Below are 25,968 nucleotides of genomic sequence, written 5' to 3' on the forward strand. Positions count from 1 at the left end.
TTCGGATGATTCAAAATCTTTATTCTAATTTAAATTTCAATCCCCAAGAATGGTTACAAACTGCCTTGCAATGGATCGAAGGTCTTGGCTATGGGGGTGGGTTGGCGTTTATTGTGATTTACATTATTGCTACCGTTGCCTTTTTACCCGGATCAATCCTAACTTTAGGAGCAGGGGTGGTTTTTGGCGTGATCTGGGGTTCGATTTATGTATTTATTGGGGCAACTCTGGGGGCGATCGCCGCTTTTTTAGTAGGACGCTATGGGGCAAGGAAATGGATTAGTCAAGAAATTGCAGGTAATCCCAAATTTGCTGCGATCGATCAAGCTGTGGCTAAGGAAGGATTTAAGATCGTATTTCTAACTCGGCTCTCACCGATTTTTCCTTTTAACTTACTCAATTATGCCTTTGGTGCCACAGGGGTTTCCCTGAAGGACTACAGCCTTGCTTCGGTGGGAATGATTCCGGGTACAGTCATGTATGTTTATATTGGTTCTCTAGCAGGGGATATTGCCCGCCTTGGGGCTGGGAACTCGCCCAATAACTTGATAATTCAGTGGATAATTCGGATTATGGGTTTAATTGCCACCGTTGCCGTAACTATCTATGTTACCCGCCTTGCTCAATCTGCCCTAGCTACTAAAGTTACGGAATAAAGTTACTGAATAAATCATGACCACACTTTCCCTCCACCGTCGCCATAGCACTCTTGCTAATCCCCAAGCTCAAATCGCTCTATTAGAATCTATCGATCTATCCCATTTGCCAGAGCAGGGAAACTTTGACTCGACCCTTAAAAGCAGTGGTTGGCAAAAGTTACAGCCCGCCCCATTGGAAATATTTCAAATTAATCTTGGTAAGCTCTGCAATATGACCTGTCAGCACTGTCATGTGGATGCCGCCCCCGATCGCAGGGAAAATATGGATAGACCTACCATTGATGCTTGCCTTGCTGCCCTTGACCAAACAGCAGCCCATACGGTGGATATTACAGGTGGTGCACCCGAACTTAATCCGCACTTTCGCTATTTAGTTGAGCAATGTGTAAGCCGTGGCAAACATGTAATTGATCGGTGTAATTTGACGGTGCTACTTTTGCCGACTATGACAGATTTACCCGCATGGTTTGCTGAGCTTGGGGTTGAAGTTGTTTGCTCTTTACCCCACTACCGCCAGCCCAATACCGATAAGCAACGGGGTGATGGGACTTTTACCCAATCGATCGAAGCTTTACGCCGCCTTAATGCTGTGGGTTACGGACAGGGAAATCCCCAACGTCAACTAACTTTAGTTAGCAATCCCACGGATACCTCTTTACCTTGTAATCAAGCTGCTTTACTAGAGCAAATGTGGAAAAAAGGGCTGTGGGAAAATCATGAAATTACCTTCGATCGCCTGATTTCAATTAGTAATATGCCGATCGTTCGACAGTTGGAATGGCTGGAACAATCGGGTAATTTACAAGGTTATATGGAGTTACTGGTCAATTCCTTTAATCCTGCCACCATAGCGGGGCTGATGTGTCGCAATACGATTTCTGTGAGTTGGGATGGGAAATTATATGACTGTGACTTTAACCAAATGCTGGAGCTAGAAGTTCAACTAGAAGGTAATCAAAAAGCTAAGAAAAATAGCCGCTATACCCATATTCGTGATTTTAGTCCAGAATTACTTGCCCAACGGACAATTGTTACAGGTCGTCATTGCTTTGGCTGTACTGCGGGTAAGGGGAGTTCCTGTAGTGGGGCGATCGCTGCCAGTTAAAGAACTAATTAAAGAAAAATTATTAAAACTACACATTTATCAAAGTAATGACATTAAATTTTATTAACAAATCTCAACAATTTGATTGCAAAATGTTTCAAATCCCCAATTTCACCATTAATCCCTAAAATTCTTTGCTAAAACTGAGTCTATACATAGAGATTAAATGCTTTAGGAGACTTCATGCTCACTTCTGTGAAACCTACGACCAGACACATTGCCCCCAATTTACAAAACGATAATCGGGCACTTATGAAAGTCGTCTATGTTGTATTAGAACCACAATATCAAAGTGCTTTGAGTGGAGCGATCGCCTCAATTAATAAAAATAATCCTAGCCTAGTGATTGAAGTCAATGGCTATTTAATTGAAGAATTACGCCAACCTGAGGCTTATGAGGCATTTAAGGCTGATGTTGCCACTGCCAATATATTTATCGGTTCGTTAATTTTTATCGAGGATTTAGCAAATAAAGTTGTAGATGCCGTTGCCCCTCACCGCGATCGCCTTGATGTTTGTATCGTTTTCCCTTCTATGCCCCAGGTCATGCGCCTGAATAAAATGGGTAGCTTTAGTATGGAAAATTTAGGGCAGTCCAAAAGTGCGATCGCCCAGTTCATGCGTAAGCGTAAAGAGAAATCGGGTAGCTCCTTCCAAGACAGCATGCTCAAGGTTGTCCAGACTCTACCCAAGATTCTCAAATATATGCCGATGGATAAGGCGCAGGATGCTCGTAACTTTATGTTGAGCTTTCAGTACTGGCTGGGTGGATCGGAAGAGAATATTAAAAACTTCCTATTAATGCTGGCAAAGAATTATCTCCCTGCTGGTTCTAAATCCATCACTGTAGCCGATCCTGTCACCTATTTAGATATGGGAATTTGGCATCCTATGGCTCCAAAAATGTTTGACGACATTAATGAATATCTAAACTGGTTCAATGCCCGTCGGGATATTTCTGCGGATATTAAAGACCCCTTAGCACCTTGCATCGGTTTGGTTTGCGCCCGTAGCCATATTGTCACTGGAGATGACGCCCATTATGTGGCAGTGGTTCAAGAAATGGAATCAAAAGGAGCTAGAGTAATTCCCGTATTTGCAGGCGGCTTAGACTTCTCTAAACCAGTGGATGCCTATTTCTACGGCAAAGATGGCAAGTGCCTAGTCGATAGTGTAGTCTCACTTACAGGTTTTGCGCTCGTGGGCGGACCCGCACGGCAGGATCATCCTAAGGCAGTTGCTGCCCTGGAAAAATTAAACCGTCCCTACATGGTGGCGTTACCCCTCGTCTTCCAAAGCACTGAAGAATGGCAAGATAGTGATTTGGGCTTACATCCTGTGCAAGTGGCTTTACAGGTTGCTCTTCCTGAACTAGATGGAGCTATGGATCCAATTGTCATGTCTGGGCGGGATGAAATGACAGGCAGAGCGATCGCCCTATCAGATCGGGTAGAAATGATTGCTAATCGTGCCATTAAGTGGGGAACCCTACGCCGCAAGCCTAGATTAGAGAAAAAGATTGCAATTACGATTTTTAGCTTCCCCCCAGACAAGGGCAATATTGGCACAGCCGCCTACTTAGATGTATTTGCCTCCATCCATAAAGTAATCAAGGCTCTAGCAGGTAACGGTTATGACGTGCAAGATATTCCCGCCGATGCCAATGCCTTAATGCAGGATATTCTCCATAATCCCAATGCCATGGCTGGTAGCCCCGAATTAAATATTGCCGCCAAGCTTTCTGTTCGTGATTATGAAGAAAATACTCCCTATTGCGATCGCATTACCGAACAATGGGGCGCACCTCCAGGGCATCTTAACTCCGATGGGCAGAGCCTTTTGATCTACGGTAAGCATTACGGCAATGTATTTGTCGGTGTGCAACCCACCTTTGGCTACGAAGGCGATCCCATGCGCTTACTTTTCAGTAAATCAGCTTCACCCCACCACGGATTTGCAGCTTACTACACCTATCTCAATCAAATTTGGAAGGCTGATGCGGTTCTACACTTTGGTACCCATGGATCGCTGGAATTCATGCCTGGCAAGCAGATTGGGCTTTCAGGTGAATGCTATCCCGATAACTTAATTGGAGCCTTACCCAATATCTATTACTACGCTGTTAATAATCCTTCCGAAGCGACGATCGCCAAGCGCAGAGGTTATGCCACTACCATCAGTTATCTCACTCCTGCTCCCGAAAATGCAGGCTTACACCGAGGCTTAAAGGAACTGAGCGAATTAATTGGCTCCTATAAGGAACTACGTCTAGGTAATCGTGGGGTTTCCATCGTCAATACGATTATGGATAAGGTACGGTTAGTAAATCTCGATCAAGATGTGGATTTAGGCGATCTAGATGCTAAGGATATGAGCCTCGAAGAACGTGACAACATTGTCGGTCAGGTTTATAACAAACTAATGGAAGTGGAATCAAGGGTTCTACCTTGTGGACTGCACGTTGTCGGTGAAGCTCCAAAACTTGAAGATATTACGGATGTGCTTTCCAGCATTGCCAGTTTTGATCGCCCTGAAGATAATGTCAAATCTCTATTACGGATTATTGCCGAAAGTATTGGACGAGATTTAGAACAAATCTATAAATCCAGTGATAAAGGCAACTATGCTGATGTGGAACTGTTAGCAACAATGAAAGCTACAACCAATAAGGCAGTGGGAGCATTAGTCAAAGCTAAAGCTGATGTGGACGGGCGCATTTCCAAGCTATCAGTGCTGAACTTCCTGAATATGGGTAAAGTGGAGCCTTGGATTGAATCTTTAAAATCCTCAGGTTATGAAAAAGTCAATAAGGATGAAATCAAGCCCTTATTTGAATTTTTAGAATTTTGCTTGAAACAAATCATTGCTGATAATGAACTTGGTGGCTTGATTAAGGCTTTAGAAGGTGAATATATCCTGCCTAGTCCTGGTGGCGATCCCATCCGAAATCCCAACGTGCTGCCTACGGGTAAAAATATGCACGCCCTTGATCCTCAGTCAATTCCCACCAGTGCTGCGGTACAAGCTGCTCAAGTCGTAGTGGAAAGACTACTGGAACGCCAAAAAGCTGATAACAATGGCAATTACCCGGAAACGATCGCCCTAGTACTTTGGGGGACTGATAATATCAAAACCTATGGTGAATCCTTAGCACAAGTGCTGTGGATGGTGGGGGTCAAGCCTTTGCCTGATGCCCTTGGTCGTGTGAATAGATTGGAATTAGTTTCCTTAGAAGAATTAGGTCGCCCTCGTATTGATGTTGTCGTTAATTGCTCAGGCGTATTCCGTGATTTATTCATCAATCAAATGGATTTACTAGATCGGGCTGTGAGAATGGCAGCAGAAGCTGATGAACCCCTTGAGATGAATTTTGTTCGTAAGCATGCGATCGCCCAAGCAGAAGAACTAGGAATTAGTACCCGTCAAGCGGCAACTAGGGTATTTAGTAATGCTTCGGGTTCCTATTCATCTAATGTCAACCTTGCTGTAGAGAATAGCACTTGGGAAAAGGAAGAAGAACTACAAGAGATGTATCTAGCTCGTAAGTCCTTCGCCTTCGGTTCTGAGGTTAGCAATACCCAACAACGCCAAATCTATGAGTCGGCACTCAAGTCTGTAGATGTCACTTTCCAAAACCTTGACTCTTCGGAAATTAGTTTAACCGATGTCTCGCACTACTTTGATTCGGATCCAACCAAGCTTGTAGCTAGTCTGCGTAAGGATGGTAAGCAACCCAGTGCTTACATGGCAGATACGACTACGGCGAATGCTCAAGTGCGAACTCTTTCTGAAACTGTGCGTTTAGATTCCCGAACTAAGCTGCTCAATCCCAAGTGGTACGAAGGCATGCTCAATCATGGCTACGAAGGAGTCAGAGAAATCTCCAAACGCCTTGTTAATACTATGGGTTGGTCGGCAACGGCTGGTGCTGTAGATAACTGGGTCTATGAAGATGTCAATGATGTCTATGTTAAAGATGCGGAAATGCGCGATCGCCTCAAAAACATGAATCCTCACTCTTTCCGTAAGATTGTTGGCACTCTATTAGAAGTGAACGGTAGAGGTTATTGGGAAACCAGTGACCAAAACTTGGAAATGCTGCGTGACTTGTATCAAGAGCTGGAAGACCGTATTGAAGGTGTAGAGTAATTGGTGATTTGATTTATTTGGCAGGGATCAGGAGGGCACGATAGATAGTTCAGTTTAGATTTCAGAATTGTAGTGATGGATAAGTATCCAGATAGCTCCAATATGATTTTCTAATTTCTTAGGGGAAGAGAAAGTCTTTCTGACAAGGCGAAAAATTCTTTACCTCTAAGTACAGTTGAACATTTCAATATGATTAGTCTGTTATGACAGATTATTCCATAGTTACTTGAACCTCTTTTTATCATCTATCATGCCCTATTAATCCCTATTCCAATTTTTAATAATTTCCTATACTAAACCTTTGGGGTGGACTTAATTCAAATTTTGGTTTTACTATCTTTTTAGTATTGGGATTAGAAATGGGAGTTTTAAATTTTTCCACTATTCAGCAATGCCATCATCAATAGCATTTATGGGCATATTGCTACCAAACAAAGAAGCCTCCTTTACAAACAGGGGAGGCTTAACCTAAACTCAGGTTCCGTTAAGTAAAAAGACTATAAACAACTAGGAGTGATAACTAAACTAAAGCTTCACCCTTTAATAGACGCTTAGAAGCTGTGATGACTTCTTCTTCCAGATAGGGTTTGGTAAAGTAACCCTTTGCTCCTAACTCCTTAGCAGCATTGCGGTGGCGATCTGTACCACGGGATGTCAACATAGCCACTGGAATTTTGGACAGAAACTCATCTTTTTGTAATCGAGAGAGCAGTTCCAATCCATCCATTCTTGGCATCTCAATATCGCAGAAGATCAGGTTGCACTGCATACCCGCGCGGAGTTTTTCCCATGCGTCTTTACCATCTTTCGCTTGCTCAACTCTATAGCCTACCTTACTAAAGGTTAGAGACAGTAATTCTCTTACCGTAATTGAGTCATCCACAATTAGTACCGTAGGATCAGTAGTTTCATCCGCATCAGGAACTGGAGCTTCTGGTGCAGCATAGGAAGGTTTAAGCCTACCACTGGCAATATCAAATAGCTCTAGCACGTTGGCGATCGCCATAACTCGACCATCCCCTAAAATAGTTGCCCCAGCAATACCAACTGGTTTGGGGATTGGTCCTTCTAACTGCTTAATTACAATTTCACCTTCGCCAAGGAACTGATCAACCTGTAACGCCAAGTATCCTGTGTCATTACGCAAAACAATGATCGATATAACGTCATCCTCTAGCTTGTTATAGATGCTGCTACGGCTAACCTGTCTTGTATAGGTCAGTAAATCAGAAAGGGGCTGAAAAGGCAGAGTTGTATTGCGCCATGTTAAGCAGGATTGTCCTTGAGGGTTCGTAAATATTTGATTTTGAGGCACTTCAACCATATCCTCAAATCCATCTACAGGGAAAGCAATTCTTGTGCGATTGCTAACACATAACATTGCCTTAGAGATACTTAAGGTTAGAGGTAATCTAATAGTAAAAGTAGTTCCCTGCCCTAGGATGGATTCCGTAAAGATCGAGCCTCTAATATCATTTAAGGCAGAGTTGACCACATCTAATCCAACCCCTCGTCCTGCAAATTCATCAGCTTGACTCTTGGTACTGAATCCAGCTTCAAATAATAGCTCAAAAACCTCATCATCAGTCAAATGATTAACTTCTTCTTCTGTTCTAACTCCTTTAGCAACAGCACTACGTTTTACTCTCTCTATATCAATTCCAGCCCCATCATCACTAACTGAAATAATAGTTTGATTGCCCTGATGATAGGCACGCACCGTAATCATGCCCTTTGCTGATTTGCCCGCACTAAGTCTAGTATTAACATCCTCTAGTCCATGCACGATGGCATTGCTAACTAGGTGGGTCATTGGATCGTATAACTGCTCCAGAATAGCCTTATCAATCAGAGTTTCCCGTCCCCTAATATCTATATCTGCTTCTTTCCCAGTTTTAATCGCTAAATCTCTAACTGCCCTAGGTAAGCGATCGGCAATTTGAGCAAATGGAACCATCCGAGATTGCTTTAGATCATCTTGAACTTGGTTGGTAATTACTCCCAACTGACGAGTAACTTGTTCAGTTTCACCAACAACGAACTCAATGTCTGAAGCTGATTCCCGAACTCGTACAATCAACTCAATAATTTCTTGAGACAGAGCATGAAAATCACTAAATCGGTCAAGTTCAATCGAGTCGAAATCAGTAGATGTACTTCTTGATCTTGAGTCACTGTCTAACCGACTTTGCATTAATGCGGTAGATACTCTACTTTGTTCACGAGTAGCAACCAGTGAACTTTCAAGCAAAGATCGGTCATATTGATCTCTCATTTTTTGGGAGGCATCACTCAAAAGCTGTACTTGGGTGAGTAAATTAGCTAGAAACTGCTGCATCTTTTCTTGATCTTGATCCAACAAATTACGATTGACCACAAGCTCACCTACCAAGTTATTCAAACTATCAAGGTGTTTAACGTCAACTTTCATCGTCTGAGATATGATCTTGCTTGTTTGCCTCTTCGCAGCTACAGGACGTTTCGAGACTTTTACCCCAATTCCCCCTGCTTCGCCAGAATCTCGTAGTAGTGCTTCTAGGTCATCAAAGTCATCATTAGCTGCTTTTTTAACCGGAACAGGAGGTGGAGTCTCAATTAAGGTTTCCAACTCATCAAAACTAATAGGACTTGACTCGGATACTGATTCTTGAATTGGCTCAGCAGAGATTATTTCTAACTCATCAAGCTCACTAGTAGAAGTAATTTCAGTAGTAGGCTCAGCTAAATCAACATTACTGAATTCTGCACTGGTAATGCTTGGTTCTTCGGTTGTGAGTTCAAATTCATTAAAGTCTACAGATTCTTCTGGCTCCTCAATGCTGTCATCACTGAATTCTGCACTGGTAATGCTTGGTTCTTCGATTGTGAGTTCAAATTCATTAAAGTCTACAGATTCTTCTGGCTCCTCAATGCTGTCATTACTAACTTCTGCACTGGTAATACTTGGTTGTTCGATTGTGAGTTCAAATTCATTAAAGTCTACAGATTCTTCTGGCTCCTCAATGCCGTCATTACTAACTTCTGCACTGGTAATACTTGGTTCTTCGGTTGTGAGTTCAAATTCATTAAAGTCTACAGATTCTTCTGGCTCCTCAATGCTGTCATCACTGAATTCTGCACTGGTAATGCTTGGTTCTTCGATTGTGAGTTCAAATTCATTAAAGTCTACAGATTCTTCTGGCTCCTCAATGCTGTCATTACTGAATTCTGCACTGGTAATACTTGGCTCTTCGGCTGTGAGTTCAAATTCACCAAAGTCTACAGATTCTTCTGGCTCCTCAATGCTGTCATCACTAACTAGGTTGTCAAGGTTAAGTTCAGAAGCTTGATCTGTAACTATTTCGTTATCACCCGCTTCGGTTGCCTCAGTTACCATCGAAAACTCATTGATAAAATCATCGATGGGTTCAGAGCTTTCTGTAATGTCTCCGCTCCACGCCCCTGCATCAATGGATTGCAAAGACTCTAAGTTATTTTCATCGGTGGCAGAAAAGAAATCCTCTAACCCAAGATCGTCATCGGAAAAGCCAGTTGAAATATCCTGCTCAGGCAAAGAAACTTCAGCAGTGTCGGTAATTGTATCCTGTAATAAATCCTCTAAGCCTAAGTCTTCAAATCCAGCATCTTGTGGTATGTCAGAAGACAAATTAAATGTTTCAAAATTAAAGTCAGCCGAGCTTTCTGGGCTATTAATTGTTTCAGTCTCGGTTATGGAAAGATCTCCTGTTTCTTCATCTGCGATCGCTGACACACTTTCAAATAAATCTGATAGATCATCAAAATCCGAATTGCTTTCGTTACTATATTCCAATCCAGCATCACTGAATAGGTCATCCATAGAAACATCAGATGAATCAAAGTCTGATATGTTATCCATAAATACAGTGATGTCATCATCATCATTAAAGGATGCGATCGGGGCTGTAGTTGGAATTAAAGCTTGAAGTTCTGGAGAGATAGTAATATCACTATCTTTGCCTTGCAATACTAAATCCTGTGCATATTTTGTATCTTTAATAATAACTGGGGCAAGTACTCGGTAGGAATTATCCTCAAAGGCGATCGCCGCTTTTGAGGTCAGAATTAGCTGAGACCAGTTATGCAAGTTTAAATTGTTTCCAATAGTCAATAAATCTGAGCAAATGTTTTCAAGCTCTCGTCTTGAGCCAGCAGTATCATCCTGCTTAAATAACTGAAGCATATCCCGCAACTTATTAGCAACCTGTGATTGAAAAGTCGATACCAAGTTATCACTACTATCAGCCGCGTCACCCTCAACCAATCGATTTAAATAGGACTCTAGTTCAATAAATATCGGCTTAACACTTTCTAAGGCAGAGCTAGCAAGCTCATCGGAAATCTTATAGTTAGTCTCTAATTGCTCAATAAGTTCCTGTAGGCGATCAAAGCCAGCCAAAAATAAGCTCTTTAATCTTTCGTCAACCTGAATATTATTATGCTCTTGAAGAATCTTAAAGTAATCTTCCAACCTGTGGGATATATGTTGCACACTCACAACACCCAACATTGCGGCACCACCTTTAATGGAGTGAGCTGCCCGAAACATCTCATTGGTCATTTCTGTATCCAGCAAAACATCCTGAAGATTCAGTACGCCTTGTTCAATAGTATTAAGGTGATCCTTGGCTTCCTCAATGAAGTAGCCCATAATACGTTGTTGCTGTTGTTCTGTGTTCATGGCGGGTTCTTCTTATAGAGATATATTTGTAAGGATTGAATGACTAAGGCTTAAGCCTTGCCTCCAGTTGTGTATTCAGAGTCAACTCGGAAACGTTCCACAGACTCTTGTAAGCTCCGAGCAACACCCACAAGATTTTGAAGTGAAGCAGACACCCTTTGTGACTCCTGAGAAGTCTCTTGGGCTGTAAGCTCAACTGATTGCATTACCTGCGCCACAGTTCTTGAGGTTTCGGTTTGCTTGATAGTATCTTCCGTGATTGATCTTACTAATCCATCAATTCTCTGTGACACCTGAATAATATCAACCAGTGATTGTTTTGCTTGCTCTGCCCGCTTAGTACCATCAATAACCTGTTGTGTACCTTTATCCATAGCCTGCTGCAATGAACCCGTATCACTTTGAATTTGTAGTACGATTTTTTCAATTTCCTTAGAAGCCTTAGCTGCTCTATCTGCAAGTTGCCTAACTTCATCTGCAACAATCGCAAACCCCCTGCCAGCATCTCCAGCCCTAGCAGCCTCAATACTAGAGTTTAATGCTAATAGGTTAGTCCGAGAAGAGATGGCAGAAATAAGTCCTACAATCTTAGAGATTTCCTGAGATGACTCACCCAGTCGTTTTACCTTACGAGTTGTTTCCGCAACTGTTTCTCTAATATCCAGAATACCTGACACCGTCCTTTCTACAGCCTCTCCACCCTTGAGTGCAGTTTGAGAAGCCAATTTTGCAACTTGCTCTGCCTCTCTAGCATTTTCTGCCACCCGTTGAATTGACTCCGTCATTACCTGAACTGAATTCAAGGTGACACTTAATTCTTCGGCTTGACGCAGCGCATCGGAGGATAAACTCCGAGCAAAGCTTTCATTTTCTTTAGAACCCTCGCTAACCTGTCGTGCTGCCAATTTTACCTGTTGAACAATTTCTCTTAGGTTTTGAATAGTTAAGTTAAATGAATCAGCTACTGCACCTAATACGTCCGCAGTTACCTCTGCCTGTACAGTTAAATCTCCTCTAGCAGCACCTTCTACATCATCTAGCAATCTAATTACCTGACGCTGTAAGTCTTCTTTTGACTGTTCTTGCTCTTCGGCTTTACGTTGTGCTTCAAGGGTACTATTCAATATAGATTGAATCATCTGATTAAAACTAGCTGCCAACTTACCAAACTCATCAGCGGAATAAATTACTGCTCTTGGATTCATATCACCCTTGATTACCAATTCAAATTGGGTTTGTAGGTTATCAGTGGTTCGTTTAACTAATCCTAAGGCTCTGAGGCTAATTAAGAGGGTAATTATACTACTGCTTAATCCGGCTGCTAAAGCCATTGTTAGGCTAAACTTAGTAACCCTAGAGATAACTTCCTGTTTGGGAATAGATGGCTGGTCTTCCTTGGTGATCAAATCAGTAACTGCAGAAGTCGCCACAAAAGTTATAGCAGAGACCGCCGCCAGACCTGACAGGAAAGAAATAAAGAGTGATTTACTCTTTAGGGGCATATTATCAAAAAAAGAAAATACACCTTTTTTACCATTATCAATAGGAGCAGAGATTGCAATGGGAGTTTTTGGAGAACCAGTACTTGAACTAAACGTTTTTGATGATTCCTTAATATCCAGCTGGTTCTTAGGCAAAGGCTTAGCACCGACATTAAAGCCACTAACCTCTCCACCTGTTACCATCTGGGTAGCTTCAGAGTCATCAAATGCACCAGGGAAACCAGAAACATCAGATAGGTTGTCAAAGTCGTCAAATTCATTGATAAATACAAGATTATTATCGTCTTTATCAACTGATTGGGCAGTTTTAGGTTCTGCAATCACTGCTTCAGTAATATCTGAATAGTCAATATCTTGATCAAGATCATACTGATTTGCTTCGTCGAGGGTTAAGCTGTTAAAGGTAAAATCATCGCTGTTATCAAAGCTATTAAACTCAACCCTAGATTCTCCAGCATAGGTATCCCCAAGTGATGATTCGGCTGCTTCGATCTCAAGCTTAGTAGGGTTAGCCTGAGAACTAGTGCGAGGACTAGACTGAATACTAGTTGCTTGGGTAATAAATTCATCTTGCCCAAGGGAAAATGGATCGTCAATCTCGTCATCAGGAAAATTATCAGCAAATTCATTAAATGCTTGATTAGGCTCTGGAAACTTTTCAGAGTTATCTGAATAAGAGTAAGATGGCTGTTCTTCTGTGTCATCTTCCTCATCTTGTCTTAGTCTATCTACTGCAGTCTCCATTCCCCAGTTGGCATTTTCGATGATTGCCATATCATTTGTAAGCTGTAGGACTATTTGGTAGTCATCAACTGCAGATTGGTACTTTTCCAAAACCAAATTAATATGCCCATTGAGTAAGCGATAAGTTGCATTATCAGGTGATTCTTTAACCAACTTTTCTGTCATTGCTGCCGCATTTTCATAGTCACCTTGCATATATGCTAAAGACGCTTTCTCGTAATCTTTTTGGTTTTGAATGCTAGGTGCCATTTACTTTCTCCTGAGTCTCATACCTATATACATATTAATTAAAATGCCCGAATTACTATAAGGTGTGTATTAACCATTATTCCCTATTATTTTAAGATGCCCAACGTGCTGAGCGTAAAATGCTAACTTGGTCTAAAAGTTTAAGGGAGTGATTGCCATTATCTATAATCCATTCTCCTTTAATAAAAGGTGCCATGCTGTCAGGGAGAGTTTTAGTAGCTTTAAGCTCGTCTGGATCAAGCCATGCTATAACTCCAATTTTCTCTATGGCTAAGCCCAGAATTAAACCTTGATCTTCTACAGCAATAATTGAAACATCATTACGATCAATGCTAAGAGGGGTTGATTCGCCTAGGAGTTGTCCCAGATCACCAACCCAAACTACTCTACCTCTTAAATTAATTGTGCCTAGAAGCATTGAAGAAACGTTAGGCATGGGATTAATTCGATCTGGAGAGTATTCCAATACTTCCTTGATTCCTACGGCGGGCAGAGCAAATTCGATACCAGAACCCACAAAAAATCGTAAGTGTAACTCTCCTTCTGGAACTTTAACTTCAACTTCTTCTGGAGCCTCAACTTCCTGAAATGGCGGTTTTTGGTCTTGATCGATCTCTAGTTCTGAATTTTCTACCATAATCTAAAAGTTTTATTGAACGATATTGGATTTGTAGCTATGACTTGAGGGATTTATTGAATAACCACTGCTAATATCTAACAGCAAGTAAATGATTAAATCAACTCAAATTAACTATTTAGTTTGAATTTCTTAGTAACTTTCTGACTGTACCCACGAGTTCCTGTGGTTGAAATGGCTTAGCTATATATGCATTAGCTCCTTGGCGTAATCCCCAATAGCGATCAAACTCTTCTCCTTTTGTCGAACACATAACTACTGGTAGTTCTTTGGTCTTAGGATTATCCTTGAGTCGGCGACACAGTTCATAACCATTCATTCGTGGCATAACTATATCTAAAACCACAATATCTGGGCAGTCTTGCTGGATTTGTTCTAATGCTTCTACCCCATCACTAGCTGAAGTCACATTTAAGCCACTATTTTTTAATAAGGAAGAAATCATTTCTCTTTGAGGTGGACTATCTTCAACTACTAAAACCTTACTCATATATCTTCTCCCAGATGCTGAGGCTAATTATGCCCAATATTTTAAGTTTACTTACTTATTGTAGATTTATTACTACCTAGGTATCTCTCAACCACAGTTAAAAGTTCTTTTTCTCGAAACGGTTTAGTTAAATATTCAGTGGCTCCAACCATACGTGCCTTAATCCTGTCAATAAACCCATCCTTACCTGTCAGCATAATAATCGGTATTTGTGAAAATGCAACAGATTTTCTAAGCATTGCACATAATTCATAGCCATCTAATTCAGGCATGGTAATATCACAAAAAATTAGATTTGGTTTTAGCTGAAAAACTAGGCTTAAGGCTCTAACTGGATTAGAAATTGATGTAACTTGATAGCCATTAGTTTGCAGAATGTACTCTACGGCGCGGCAAATAGTTATACTGTCATCTATACAAGTGATTCGTAATCCTGCTGAATTGTGTTGGTGATTTGTCGGTAATCCTGCTTGAGAGATAGCTAGATGACCTTGCTTTACCTCTGTAAAGATTATGGTGGCGATTTCGAGGGAAGTTTGGTTTAAGTAGCGAGCTATTTGTCTGATTGATGTTTTTCCGTCAATCCATTTAAATAAGCTTTCAGTTAAAGAGTGATTTACTAATAAATTAGGGTTAATAATTTTAGGAAATTGATCAGGGGATTGAATAAATTGATATAGTTGTTTCCACTGTTGAGTTTGCCTAATTATATCTCCAGAAATTAAATCAAATTTAATGTTTATTAGTTGAGGCGATAGGGCGATCGCCTGATTGAAGGTAAAAGTAGCTTCGGATAGGCTTGTTAGATCAGTTAGTACTTCATAAACCATATTGGTAAGAATCTTGATCGCTTGATTAGAAGTAAGTGTACCTGATTCCAGCAAAGCCCATATTTGTCCGTATTCTAGTAAGTTAAAACTAAAGTTCAATGGGTTTACCTGATTTAAAGCTTGATCAAGTCCTAGGGCTTGTAAGTACTGTCTCAGTCTTTGAGTTTCAGTGGAAGTAGCATAGACAATATTGCCATTGAGAAAAAATATGAACCAAGAAGTCCCAGTATAAGATTGCACTAGTAGTTCACCAGTACGTTGACCAAGTTCAATTAACTTGAGAATACTCCATAGGTCTATTTCTTTGAGGGTACCTTGCATCAGTTAAGACCATGAAATTTTAATCTAATTTGCTCAATTCGCTGACGATTAACACCAAGGTCGGACTCTCCTAGACGTGATGCCGATCGCACCTCAATTAATTGAGTATCAGGACGGAAGTAAAATTCTACATCATCAACAAATCCCATGAGTCGGCTGGTAGTTTGAGCATATATGTAATTATCAGTTTGAGCAATAATTTGAGTACGCTTCTGTGATTCTACTAATTGCTTGAGTTTACTGTAGGCTTCAGGATTAGAAGATTGATACTGAATTGGGGCTATATAGTGCTGTGGGTCGATCGCCTGACTAGATACACAATTGGGACTAGAAGGGCAGGCAGCTAATTTATTGTCATTGATGCCAAGATTAGTAGGTGTAACTCCAGTTAAGGCAAATAAAGGCTGATCCCCACTTGACCAAAATAGATATAAACAAGCGATTGCCACTAGAAATAACGAAACTATAGTCAAAGAGATTTTCATCATGTTGAGGTTTGATACTAAGATTAGCCGTATATCCCATAGGAATTTAACTATATCAAATTCGCAAGATCAAATTCGTAAGTAGTAGGTCAAGGATATGAAGCACAAGGTAAATTTATCTTAAGTTCTTTAGAAGTTCTTTAGAAGCCTAGTCTAATTGCCTAGGGTAATGTAAACTAAATTTCAAATTGTTCCCTGTAGATTTAAGTGAAGTAATTTAAGTGGCAGAGTCATCCTTAGATAAGCAATATCAGCAGTTAGATAACCTTTCCACTCCTATTCTAGAACTACAAGGTATTCATAAAAGCTTTGGTAATACAGTAATTCTAAATGGTATTGATCTAAAGATATATGACGGGGACGCTGTTGCCATAATTGGTCCTTCTGGTACAGGCAAGTCAACAATTTTGAGGATTATCACTGGTTTATTGGCTCCTGATTCGGGTCAGGTTTTGGTAAATGGTAAACCTTTGCATAGCATTGCTGGCACAGATGATGATGTTCATATTGGCATGGTATTTCAACAGGCTGCCTTATTTGACTCTTTAACCGTAGAGCAGAATGTTGGTTTTTCTTTATTTGAACATTCACATCTTTCCCATCGTGAGATTGCAGAGATGGTTCAGCAAAAGTTAGCATTAGTGGGTTTGCCTAATATTGGCGATCGCTATCCCAGTCAACTTTCAGGAGGAATGCGAAAACGGGTAAGCTTTGCTCGGGCAATTGTGGAAGACGCTACTGAAAAAGCTAAAAAGATTCTGCTCTACGATGAACCCACCGCAGGACTGGACCCTGTAGCTTCAACCATTATTGAAGATTTGATTCGTTCGTTAAAAACTGAACAACAGGTTTGTGATAGCTACATAGTCGTTACCCACCAAGAAAGCACTATTCGGCGTACTGCTGATCGAGTCATAATGCTATACGAAGGAAATGTGCGTTGGGAAGGAACTATTGATGAAATTGACAGTACAGATGATCCTTATGTGCAACAATTTCTAAGTGGCAGTAAAGATGGTCCAATCCAAATTATAGCTAAGGAGGTACAGGTATAATGCAAGCAAAGACTCTAAGAGAAGGCTCCCTCGGAATACTAATTTTAGTGGGGATAGGAGTATTTGGCGCAATTGTTCTATGGCTCAAAGGCTTTAGATTGGGAGAGACTGGCTTTACCTTTGCGATCAAATTTCCAGATGCCAGTGGACTCGATGTAGGATCAGCAGTGAGGTTTAGAGGCGTTCAGGTTGGTAAGGTACAGAGTTTAAATGTGCAGAACGATGGGGCAGTAGTAACCGTAGCAATCTCTAACCCCAATCTGATTATCCCTCGACAATCAATTATTGAGACTACTCAAAGTGGTTTTCTAAGTAGTACGGTCATTGATATTCTGCCTCAATCTGATCTAATGGCTAACAGTAGCAATAATCCTTTAAGTGAAAAGTGTAATAATCAAATAGTTGTCTGTAGTGGCAAAAGTATTGATGGTGCTGTGGGCGTAAGCTTTACCCGATTATTAAGACAAACATCGGCAGCATTACGGCAGGTCAATGACAGTAAATTGATTGAAACTCTAAGCAGTACCCTAAAAAGTACCACTGAAGCCGCAAAAAGTATTAAAAAATTATCTGATCGCGTAACCACAGTCGCCTCAGGAGTGGATAAGCAACTTGATCGCTTTGGTGAAACTGCAGGGCAAATTAGTAATGCCGCCGTAAGTGTAGGTAAAACCGCTAATACCGCCGAAAATTTTTTAACATCTAACCGTGAGAACTTAGCAAGTACTTTACAAAGTATCAGTAACACATCTAAAGAAGCACAGGCTTTATTGGCAAGTGCTAAGCCACTTTTGGCAAACGGAGAATTTATCGAAAATCTAAAAAAATTATCTGAAAGTGCAGCCGAAACTGCTAACAACCTTCGTATTGCCTCTAAGGAAATTAATAATCCTGAAACTATTGCCTCCCTCAGAGCTACTCTCGATGCTGCTCGTATCACATTTGCTAATGCTCAAAAAATTTCCAGTGACCTAGATGAACTGACGGGTGATCCTAAGTTTCGTTCTAACATTCGGACTTTAATTAATGGATTGACTGGTTTAGTATCTTCGGGTTCAACTCTGGGCACAACTTTAGAGTTTGCTGCTCAAAAAACTACTCCTAATAAGTCTGATGCGGAAAAATTAGTAACTCCAGAGCAGTTACGAGACAAAAAGATTGCGGCTGAGACTAAATCCGATAAGTAGTGGTTAGACCATAAAGATTATCCCCAGAATAGAATATTATTGTCATCCCTTTCCAATCCATGGCGGAAATATATAACCTCAATCCCGAAACACCACAAACTCGCACAGTTAATCAAATTGTATCGGAATTACGATCTGGGGCGGTTATGCTTTATCCGACTGATACTGTATATGCGATCGGGTGCGATCTTAACTCTAAATCGGCGGTAAAGAGGGTTAGGGAGCTTAAAAAAATTTCTAATGATAAACCTTTAACATTTTTATGCCCTTCGTTATCAAATATTGCCATGTACGCACAAGTACATGATGTTGCCTATCGATTAATGCGGAGTTTAATCCCTGGTGCTTATACTTTTATTTTACCAGCAACCAAGCTAGTACCAAAGTTGGTGATGAATCCAAAGCGTAAAACAACTGGAATTAGAGTACCTGATAGCCCTATTTGTTTAGCTTTATTAGAGTCATTGGGAAATCCAGTAATTTCTACATCTGCCAATCTGATTGAGGTAGAAATGGATAAATTTGAATCTTTAGATATTTCCAACCCTTCGCAAATTGAACTCTTTGATCATTTTAGTAAGTTAGTAGATGTGATTGTTGATAATGGGCTAGAACCAAGGTACAAAGTTTCAACTATTTTAGATTTAACTGAAGTTGAACCTAAAATCATCAGACAGGGATTAGGTAAATTACCTGATTATTTGAATATCCATTAAGTCTACAAAAGGAAAAACAGAAAAGAGGTAGTTATGTTTTACTACCTCTTTTCGTTAAATATTAAGCTTGGCACCGAGCTATTTTCCCATAGAGCTACCCCTAAAGTATCTTCACCGTAACAGCATTTCACACCTGAGTTCGGGATGGATCAGAGTGGTTCTACTGCACCATAAGCACCAAGCAAATCACTAAGGCTTAATTTACCCAAAACCTTAAAAGCTGCACAGTAATAGTCATGTAAATTAAATGTATTAGCTAACAATTATTGAGGACAAGCCCTCGGTCTATTAGTACTTCTTGGCTACATACATTACTGTACTTCTACCTAAAGCCTATTAACGGGTATTCTGCCCGTGACCTTACTGACTTATGTCATGAGAGTACTCATCTTGAGGTGGGCTTCCCACTTAGATGCTTTCAGCGGTTATCCACTCCGCACATGGCTACCCAGCGTTTACCGTTGGCACGATAACTGGTACACCAGCGGTGCGTTCCTCCCGGTCCTCTCGTACTAAGGAGGAGTCCTCTCAATACTCTTGCGCTTGCACCGGATATGGACCGAACTGTCTCACGACGTTCTGAACCCAGCTCACGTACCGCTTTAATGGGCGAACAGCCCAACCCTTGGCACGTACTTCCGCACCAGGTTGCGATGAGCCGACATCGAGGTGCCAAACCTCCCCGTCGATGTGAACTCTTGGGGGAGATCAGCCTGTTATCCCTAGAGTAACTTTTATCCGATGAGCGACGGCCATTCCACGCTGTGCCGTCGGATCACTAAAGCCGACTTTCGTCCCTGCTCGACTTGTTGGTCTTGCAGTCAAGCTCCCTTATGCTTTTGCACTCTGCGGCTGATTTCCGACCAGCCTGAGGGAACCTTTGCGCGCCTCCGTTACAATTTAGGAGGCGACCGCCCCAGTCAAACTACCCGCCTGAAACTGTTCCTCTCCCAGATTCATGGGTAAAGGTTAGAATCCTAGCCTCTCCAGAGTGGTATCTCACTGTTGACTCCGATATCCCCACAAGGACATCATCATAGTCTCCCACCTATCCTGCGCAAGAGAAGCCCGAACCCAATTCCAAGTTATAGTAAAGCTTCATAGGGTCTTTCTGTCCGGGTGCAAGTAGTCCGTATCTTCACAGACAATCCTATTTCGCCGAGTCTCTCTCCGAGACAGCATCCAAATCGTTACGCCTTTCGTGCGGGTCGGAACTTACCCGACAAGGAATTTCGCTACCTTAGGACCGTTATAGTTACGGCCGCCGTTCACCGGGGCTTCGGTCGCCAGCTTCACTTGCGCTGACCGACTTCCTTAACCTTCCGGCACTGGGCAGGCGTCAGCCCCTATACATCGTCTTACGACTTAGCAGAGACCTGTGTTTTTGGTAAACAGTCGCTTGGATCATTTCACTGCGACCCACGTCTTAGGTGGGCACCCCTTCTCCCGAAGTTACGGGGTAATTTTGCCGAGTTCCTTAGAGAGAGTTATCTCGCGCCCCTTAGTATTCTCTACCTACCCACCTGTGTCGGTTTGGGGTACGGGTGTATGTTTTCATCGCTACCTAGCTTTTCTTGGCACTATCTTCACCATGTAGAGTTCGTAAACTCTTCCCAATCCATTAAGGGTATGGCTTATCATCATGCGTCCCTAGTTTGCTCCAACATATCAGTCAGGGAATATTAACCCTGTATCCATCGACTACGCTTTTCAGCCTCGCCTTAGGTCCCGACTAACTCTACGTGGACGAGCCTTGCGTAGAAAGCCTTGGGTTTTCGGGGCATTGGATTCTTACCAATGTTTGCGCTACTCAAGCCGACATTCTCACTTCTGTTTCGTCCACATCTGCTTACGCTAATGCTTCTCACTATTACAGAACGCTCCCCTACCGATTAATAAATTAATCTCACAGCTTCGGTGCATCGCTTAGTCCCGTTCATTTTCGGCGCGGGAACACTTGACCAGTGAGCTATTACGCACTCTTTTAAGGGTGGCTGCTTCTAAGCAAACCTCCTGGTTGTCTCTGTATTCCTACCTCCTTATCCACTTAGCGATGTCTTGGGGACCTTAGCTGGTGATCTGGGCTGTTTCCCTCTTGACCATGGAGCTTATCCCCCACAGTCTGACTGGTTGTGTGTGCATCTGGTATTCAGAGTTTGATTCGATTTGGTACAGATCTCTCCGCCCGCACCGAGTCAGTGCTTTACCCCCAGACTATAATCACAACCGCTATGCCTCAACATATTTCGGGGAGAACCAGCTAGCTCTGGGTTCGATTGGCATTTCACCCCTAACCACAGGTCATCCGCTGATTTTTCAACATCAGTCGGTTCGGACCTCCACTTGGTGTTACCCAAGCTTCATCCTGCCCATGGTTAGATCACCCAGGTTCGGGTCTATAAACAGTGACTATCGCGCTTTTCACACTCGCTTTCGCTTTGGCTCCAGCATTCCCGCCTTAACCTGCCACTGCCTATAAGTCGCCGGCTCATTCTTCAACAGGCACACGGTCAGACGTTAAATCGTCCTCCCATTGCTTGTAAGCTTACGGTTTCATGTTCTATTTCACTCCCCTCTCGGGGTTCTTTTCACCTTTCCCTCGCGGTACTGGTTCACTATCGGTCACAGATGAGTATTTAGCCTTACCGGGTGGTCCCGGCAAATTCACACGGAATTTCTCGTGTACCGTGCTACTCAGGATACAGCTAGCTCAACTTAGTTTTTGACTACGAGGTTTTCACTCTCTATGACTTGTCTTTCAAACAATTCGTCTAACTTTGTTGATACATGTTGCTGTCCTATAACCCCAGTTAGTCATGCCAACTGGTTTGGGCTCTTTCCCGTTCGCTCGCCGCTACTAGGGAAATCATTATTTATTTTCTCTTCCTCCAGCTACTAAGATGTTTCAATTCGCTGGGTTTGCTCTTTCCCGTCTATGTATTCAACGGGCAGTATATAGGGTTGCCCCATTCGGAAATCTTTGGCTCAAGGCTTGTTTCCAGCTCCCCAAAGTGTATCGTCGGTAACCACGTCCTTCATCGCCTTCCTGTGCCTAGGTATCCACCGTAAGCCCTTTGTAGCTTGACCACAATTTGCTTTGTTCGCTTTACATTGATATCTACTTGCTTGTTTTCATTTTGTTCTTTCTAGTTACCCAGAAAAGAACTTTTTGAAAAGTTACTTTTGACTATTACTATGCAGTTTTCAAGGTTCTGACTGGAATTTTCCAGCAGTCTGTCTTGTTTTCACAAGATTAGTTGCTGTACATTTTACTATTGCCTATGTTTCAGTGGAGGTAAGCGGACTCGAACCGCTGACATCCTGCGTGCAAAGCAGGCGCTCTACCAACTGAGCCATACCCCCTTTAAGAAGTTTTATGTCTATCACTTCTTTAGTGGGCCATCCTGGACTCGAACCAGGGACCTCACGGTTATCAGCCGTGCGCTCTAACCAGCTGAGCTAATAGCCCTCTTGTTAGTTGAACTAGACATAGTTTGAAAGCTTTGCTGTTGACTTCGACCGACCTTGGGATTGCTTACTACTGACTTATTACTGTATTGTTTCGGTCTAGTAGAAGTAGGTCTCCCTAAAAGGAGGTGATCCAGCCGCACCTTCCGGTACGGCTACCTTGTTACGACTTCACCCCAGTCATCAGCCCTGCCTTAGGCGCCTTCTTCCTTGCGGTTAGAATAACGACTTCGGGCGTGACCAACTTCCATGGTGTGACGGGCGGTGTGTACAAGGCCCGGGAACGTATTCACCGCAGCATTCTGATCTGCGATTACTAGCGATTCCGCCTTCACGTAGGCGAGTTGCAGCCTACGATCTGAACTAAGACTGGGTTTACGAGATTAGCTTGTATTCGCATACTTGCGACTCTTTGTCCCAGCCATTGTAGTACGTGTGTAGCCCAAGACGTAAGGGGCATGCTGACTTGACGTCATCCCCACCTTCCTCCGGTTTGTCACCGGCGGTCTCTCTAGAGTGCCCAACTGAATGATGGCAACTAAAAATGAGGGTTGCGCTCGTTGCGGGACTTAACCCAACATCTCACGACACGAGCTGACGACAGCCATGCACCACCTGTCTCTATGCTCCCGAAGGCACTCCCACCTTTCAGCAGGATTCATAGGATGTCAAGTCTTGGTAAGGTTCTTCGCGTTGCATCGAATTAAACCACATACTCCACCGCTTGTGCGGGCCCCCGTCAATTCCTTTGAGTTTCAATCTTGCGACCGTACTCCCCAGGCGGGGTACTTAACGCGTTAGCTACGGCACTGAGAGGGTCGATACTCCCAACACCTAGTACCCATCGTTTACGGCTAGGACTACTGGGGTATCTAATCCCATTCGCTCCCCTAGCTTTCGTACATGAGTGTCAGTTTTGGCTTGGCAGGACGCTTTCGCCGCTGGTGTTCTTCCCAATATCTACGCATTTCACCGCTACACTGGGAATTCCTCCTGCCCCTACCATACTCTAGCTCACCAGTTTCTATCGCTTTTACGGAGTTGAGCTCCGCGCTTTAACAACAGACTTGATGTGCCACCTGCGTACGCTTTACGCCCAATAATTCCGGATAACGCTTGCATCCTCCGTCTTACCGCGGCTGCTGGCACGGAGTTAGCCGATGCTTATTCTTCAGGTACCGTCATTATCTTCCCTGAAAAAAGAGGTTTACAATCCACGAACCTTCATCCCTCACGCGGTATTGCTCCGTCAGGCTTTCGCCCATTGCGGAAAATTCCCCACTGCTGCCTCCCGTAGGAGTCTGGGCCGTGTCTCAGTCCCAGTGTGACTGGTCATCCTCTCAGACCAGTTACTGATTGTCGCCTTGGTGTGCCGTTACCACTCCAACTAGCTAATCAGACGCAAGCTCATCTACAGGCTATAAATATTTCACCTCTCGGCACATCGGGTTTTAGCGACCATTTCTAGCCGTTATCCCCGTCCTATAGGCAGATTCTTACGCGTTACTCACCCGTCCGCCACTAAGTATTGCTACTCCGTTCGACTTGCATGTGTTAAGCATACCGCCAGCGTTCATCCTGAGCCAGGATCAAACTCTCCATGATGTTGTTGAGTTGAGTTGCTCGTTTTTTGCGTTTCTTAAACGCTTTTTTGCTTGAATTTCTTCAAATTTTCTTTGACGAAGTTTTCTTGCTTGGCTTTCAAACTATTGAGTTGTCTATGGTTCAGGCGTTTCGGCTTTTCTTAACCGTTTTGCGCTTATTGAATATAACAAAGCTAATCGGCTTTGTCAACTCTTTGGCTAATTGTTTTTAAAGTTTTTTGATAAAGTCATCTAAGATTATCCCTAGCCTTGTCTGAACTTGGTTGGGAATGAAATCTATAAGGGAAATTTCTTGTTTGCCTGCCCCGATTTTTACTTTGGCATCGGTCAAGATCTTAGTGATTTCTGCGGGCGTGATTTGATGTGAGTCAGTCACCAGCCTATAGAAGTTTTCAGCTAAAGGGATATGGAGATGGGCATCATTTAGGTAGAGGTGCCAATTGGAAATGTCCAGATATATTTCTTCAGCAATTGTTGCTGCAAGTTGTTCGATCGCTTTAGAGTTATTCATGATTTTCTTTCTTTAGTAATTAGCCAACCTGCGTGTCCGATTAAAAGCATTATCCATAGACTTGTTAACCAAGGTGTCCATTCCCAGTCAGCATAGGTAATAGCTCGAATGAACCATATACAGGAATTACTGGCAGTAAATATACCTACATGTAGAGCGAAGTTAATTCGTCTTTCCAGTTGCTGATATTCGGGATCATTGGGGTCGGGGGGACGAGATAGTTTTGGCGGCATAATTTTAATGATGCTTTTGGGCTACAAAGTTAGTCTAGCTGATGAATTGCCGTTTTGAGTTTGCTTACTAGGGTTTGAATCTCTGTTGAAGTATGAGTTGCCATTAAAGTTAGACGAATGCGGGGGGTGGGAACCGTGGGGGGACGGATCGCAGGAGCAAAAATATTTTGGGTATTTAGGTATTGAGAGATCGCTAGGTTTTTTTTAGTATCGCCGACTGTTATTGCTAGTATCTGAGACGTAGTTGGTAAAATGCTGATCTCAGTTTCAGTGAGGGCTGTTTTCAACAATTTGACGTTTGCCCAAAGATTTTGACGAAGTTGCGGTTCTGTTTGCACAATCTCTACGGCTTTAAGGGCAGCAGCAGTATCTCCGGGGGATAAACCAGTTGTATAAATCCAAGTGCTGGCACGGTTTTTCAGGTAATCAATGAATTTAGCTGAACCTGCTACATAACCGCCAAGACTTCCCAAGGCTTTACTTAAAGTTCCAACTTGAATTATGGGGTACGTTACCCCTAAAGCACTAACTACGCCACCGCCATGATCGCCAAATACACCAGTAGCATGAGCTTCATCCACTAGAACCATACATTCAAACTCTTGAGCTAAGTCCACAATATTTTTTAGGGGACAAATATCTCCATCCATACTAAAAACTGTATCGGTGATAATAAGACAACGGCGGTGATGACTACGGTTTTCTTTAAGCTGCTGGCAGAGGTTTTCATGATTTCTATGGATATATTCAATTACCTTGGCACCACTAAGAATTGCCCCCTGTTTAAGACAAGAATGATTATAGGCATCGGCAAGAATTAAATCTCTGGCTCCCACAAGTGCAGAAATGGTTCCAAGGTTTGCTAAATAACCTGAGCTAAAGACTAGGGATGATTCAGTACCTTTAAGTTTTGCTATGGCTTGTTCGAGTTGATCGTGAATTTCCAGATGTCCTGATACTAGTCGTGATCCCGTGGCACCTGCACCATATTTCTGGGTGGCGGCGATCGCTGCATCAATTAGTCTTTGATCTTGGGCTAATCCTAAGTAATTATTACTAGCAAACATGAGCATTGACGGCTGGGGAGTTTGAGGTGATCTATACCAATTTGCTTTTTTAATGGTGGCGATCGCTGCATCGATCCAGTCATAGGAACTAGTCATGGCACGGATATGAAAAGGTGAATAACTTGGTGTGTTAACTTAATCTGGATTTAATCTGGGAAATTCGCCCCCATAACTGATAATCTAAATTTTAGGTGTTACCTTTTGGTTTTGCCATAGAGTTAGAAACATAAACTAAAGTTAAGTAAGCGCGTAAATTT

At 42.4% G+C, this 25,968-nt stretch carries 15 protein-coding genes, 2 tRNA genes, 3 rRNA genes and 1 pseudogene; 6 read left to right on the forward strand and 15 right to left on the reverse strand.

The window, feature by feature from the left end; genetic code table 11:
- The first annotated feature begins 5 nt into the window (after positions 1-5).
- The 3 genes from SYN7502_RS08975 to SYN7502_RS08985 all read left to right on the forward strand — a co-directional run bounded on the left by SYN7502_RS08975 (position 6) and on the right by SYN7502_RS08985 (position 5,913).
- Entirely contained in the window at positions 6-656 is a 651-nt protein-coding gene (locus SYN7502_RS08975; protein WP_015168521.1) for a TVP38/TMEM64 family protein, read from the forward strand.
- 16 nt (positions 657-672) lie between these two features.
- On the forward strand, positions 673-1,764 hold the full coding sequence (gene arsS, locus SYN7502_RS08980; protein WP_015168522.1) for an arsenosugar biosynthesis radical SAM (seleno)protein ArsS: 1,092 nt from the start codon (positions 673-675) through the stop codon (positions 1,762-1,764).
- Positions 1,765-1,947: 183 nt separating this feature from the next.
- Entirely contained in the window at positions 1,948-5,913 is a 3,966-nt protein-coding gene (locus SYN7502_RS08985) for a magnesium chelatase subunit H (protein ID WP_015168523.1), read from the forward strand.
- Between the two features lie 54 nt (positions 5,914-5,967).
- Here the strand turns inward: SYN7502_RS08985 and SYN7502_RS20965 are convergent.
- The 7 genes and pseudogenes from SYN7502_RS20965 to SYN7502_RS09015 all read right to left on the reverse strand — a co-directional run.
- Positions 5,968-6,114 (reverse strand): annotated as a pseudogene (locus tag SYN7502_RS20965) (IS1 family transposase); the annotation flags it as partial.
- A 319-nt stretch (positions 6,115-6,433) separates the two neighbouring features.
- Positions 6,434-10,612, reverse strand: a complete 4,179-nt coding sequence (locus tag SYN7502_RS08990) for a hybrid sensor histidine kinase/response regulator (RefSeq protein WP_015168524.1) — start codon at positions 10,610-10,612, stop codon at positions 6,434-6,436.
- Between the two features lie 50 nt (positions 10,613-10,662).
- Positions 10,663-13,107: a methyl-accepting chemotaxis protein gene (locus SYN7502_RS08995; protein ID WP_015168525.1), complete on the reverse strand. Its 2,445-nt coding sequence runs from the start codon at positions 13,105-13,107 to the stop codon at positions 10,663-10,665.
- A 91-nt stretch (positions 13,108-13,198) separates the two neighbouring features.
- Positions 13,199-13,744 carry a chemotaxis protein CheW gene (locus SYN7502_RS09000; RefSeq protein WP_015168526.1) on the reverse strand — a complete coding sequence of 182 codons (546 nt, stop codon included), beginning with the start codon at positions 13,742-13,744 and terminating at the stop codon, positions 13,199-13,201.
- A gap of 118 nt (positions 13,745-13,862) precedes the next feature.
- Complete coding sequence (locus tag SYN7502_RS09005) at positions 13,863-14,234, reverse strand: response regulator transcription factor (protein ID WP_015168527.1); 372 nt, start codon at positions 14,232-14,234, stop codon at positions 13,863-13,865.
- A 47-nt stretch (positions 14,235-14,281) separates the two neighbouring features.
- Positions 14,282-15,385 carry a response regulator gene (locus tag SYN7502_RS09010; protein WP_015168528.1) on the reverse strand — a complete coding sequence of 368 codons (1,104 nt, stop codon included), beginning with the start codon at positions 15,383-15,385 and terminating at the stop codon, positions 14,282-14,284.
- Positions 15,385-15,858: a DUF1499 domain-containing protein gene (locus tag SYN7502_RS09015; protein WP_371257755.1), complete on the reverse strand. Its 474-nt coding sequence runs from the start codon at positions 15,856-15,858 to the stop codon at positions 15,385-15,387. The genes SYN7502_RS09010 and SYN7502_RS09015 overlap by 1 nt, the downstream gene beginning before the upstream one ends.
- 233 nt (positions 15,859-16,091) lie before the next feature.
- Between SYN7502_RS09015 and SYN7502_RS09020 the strand changes: the two genes are divergently transcribed.
- Genes SYN7502_RS09020 through SYN7502_RS09030 form a run of 3 tightly spaced genes read left to right on the forward strand, consistent with a single transcriptional unit; the run spans position 16,092 to position 18,828 of the window.
- Positions 16,092-16,925, forward strand: a complete 834-nt coding sequence (locus tag SYN7502_RS09020) for an ABC transporter ATP-binding protein (RefSeq protein ID WP_015168530.1) — start codon at positions 16,092-16,094, stop codon at positions 16,923-16,925.
- On the forward strand, positions 16,925-18,112 hold the full coding sequence (locus SYN7502_RS09025; RefSeq protein WP_015168531.1) for an MlaD family protein: 1,188 nt from the start codon (positions 16,925-16,927) through the stop codon (positions 18,110-18,112). Before SYN7502_RS09020 ends, SYN7502_RS09025 begins: the two co-directional genes overlap by 1 nt.
- Positions 18,113-18,171: 59 nt before the next feature.
- Positions 18,172-18,828, forward strand: coding sequence for an L-threonylcarbamoyladenylate synthase (locus tag SYN7502_RS09030; protein WP_015168532.1), 657 nt, complete (start codon positions 18,172-18,174; stop codon positions 18,826-18,828).
- A gap of 65 nt (positions 18,829-18,893) precedes the next feature.
- Here the strand turns inward: SYN7502_RS09030 and rrf are convergent.
- From rrf to bioF, 8 genes are all read right to left on the reverse strand, one after another.
- A 5S ribosomal RNA gene (rrf, locus tag SYN7502_RS09035) occupies positions 18,894-19,010 on the reverse strand.
- 86 nt (positions 19,011-19,096) lie between these two features.
- A 23S ribosomal RNA gene (locus tag SYN7502_RS09040) occupies positions 19,097-21,915 on the reverse strand.
- A gap of 203 nt (positions 21,916-22,118) precedes the next feature.
- Positions 22,119-22,191: transfer RNA gene (locus tag SYN7502_RS09045), tRNA-Ala, on the reverse strand.
- A gap of 32 nt (positions 22,192-22,223) precedes the next feature.
- Positions 22,224-22,297 (reverse strand) — tRNA-Ile (locus tag SYN7502_RS09050).
- 120 nt (positions 22,298-22,417) lie between these two features.
- A 16S ribosomal RNA gene (locus tag SYN7502_RS09055) occupies positions 22,418-23,901 on the reverse strand.
- Together the 16S, 23S and 5S rRNA genes with 2 tRNA genes alongside form the textbook arrangement of a ribosomal RNA operon.
- Positions 23,902-24,108: 207 nt before the next feature.
- Positions 24,109-24,411, reverse strand: coding sequence for a DUF3181 family protein (locus tag SYN7502_RS09060; protein WP_015168533.1), 303 nt, complete (start codon positions 24,409-24,411; stop codon positions 24,109-24,111).
- Positions 24,408-24,644, reverse strand: coding sequence for a hypothetical protein (locus tag SYN7502_RS09065; RefSeq protein WP_015168534.1), 237 nt, complete (start codon positions 24,642-24,644; stop codon positions 24,408-24,410). The genes SYN7502_RS09060 and SYN7502_RS09065 overlap by 4 nt, the downstream gene beginning before the upstream one ends.
- 29 nt (positions 24,645-24,673) lie before the next feature.
- Entirely contained in the window at positions 24,674-25,816 is a 1,143-nt protein-coding gene (bioF, locus tag SYN7502_RS09070; protein WP_246828996.1) for an 8-amino-7-oxononanoate synthase, read from the reverse strand.
- Between the last annotated feature and the right edge of the window lie 152 nt (positions 25,817-25,968).

The organism is Synechococcus sp. PCC 7502, assembly GCF_000317085.1.
Taxonomy (GTDB): Bacteria; Cyanobacteriota; Cyanobacteriia; order Pseudanabaenales; family Pseudanabaenaceae; genus PCC-7502.

Excerpts from the sequence above, each read along its gene's own strand:
- arsS (WP_015168522.1), top strand. The coding sequence starts at position 673 with ATGACCACACTTTCCCTCCACCGTCGCCATAGCACTCTTGCTAATCCC.
- SYN7502_RS09065 (WP_015168534.1), bottom strand. The coding sequence starts at position 24,644 with ATGCCGCCAAAACTATCTCGTCCCCCCGACCCCAATGATCCCGAATAT.
- SYN7502_RS08990 (WP_015168524.1), bottom strand. The coding sequence starts at position 10,612 with ATGAACACAGAACAACAGCAACAACGTATTATGGGCTACTTCATTGAG.
- SYN7502_RS09000 (WP_015168526.1), bottom strand. The coding sequence starts at position 13,744 with ATGGTAGAAAATTCAGAACTAGAGATCGATCAAGACCAAAAACCGCCA.
- SYN7502_RS08975 (WP_015168521.1), top strand. The coding sequence starts at position 6 with ATGATTCAAAATCTTTATTCTAATTTAAATTTCAATCCCCAAGAATGG.
- SYN7502_RS09060 (WP_015168533.1), bottom strand. The coding sequence starts at position 24,411 with ATGAATAACTCTAAAGCGATCGAACAACTTGCAGCAACAATTGCTGAA.
- SYN7502_RS08985 (WP_015168523.1), top strand. The coding sequence starts at position 1,948 with ATGCTCACTTCTGTGAAACCTACGACCAGACACATTGCCCCCAATTTA.
- SYN7502_RS09030 (WP_015168532.1), top strand. The coding sequence starts at position 18,172 with ATGGCGGAAATATATAACCTCAATCCCGAAACACCACAAACTCGCACA.
- SYN7502_RS09025 (WP_015168531.1), top strand. The coding sequence starts at position 16,925 with ATGCAAGCAAAGACTCTAAGAGAAGGCTCCCTCGGAATACTAATTTTA.
- SYN7502_RS09010 (WP_015168528.1), bottom strand. The coding sequence starts at position 15,385 with ATGCAAGGTACCCTCAAAGAAATAGACCTATGGAGTATTCTCAAGTTA.
- SYN7502_RS08995 (WP_015168525.1), bottom strand. The coding sequence starts at position 13,107 with ATGGCACCTAGCATTCAAAACCAAAAAGATTACGAGAAAGCGTCTTTA.
- SYN7502_RS09005 (WP_015168527.1), bottom strand. The coding sequence starts at position 14,234 with ATGAGTAAGGTTTTAGTAGTTGAAGATAGTCCACCTCAAAGAGAAATG.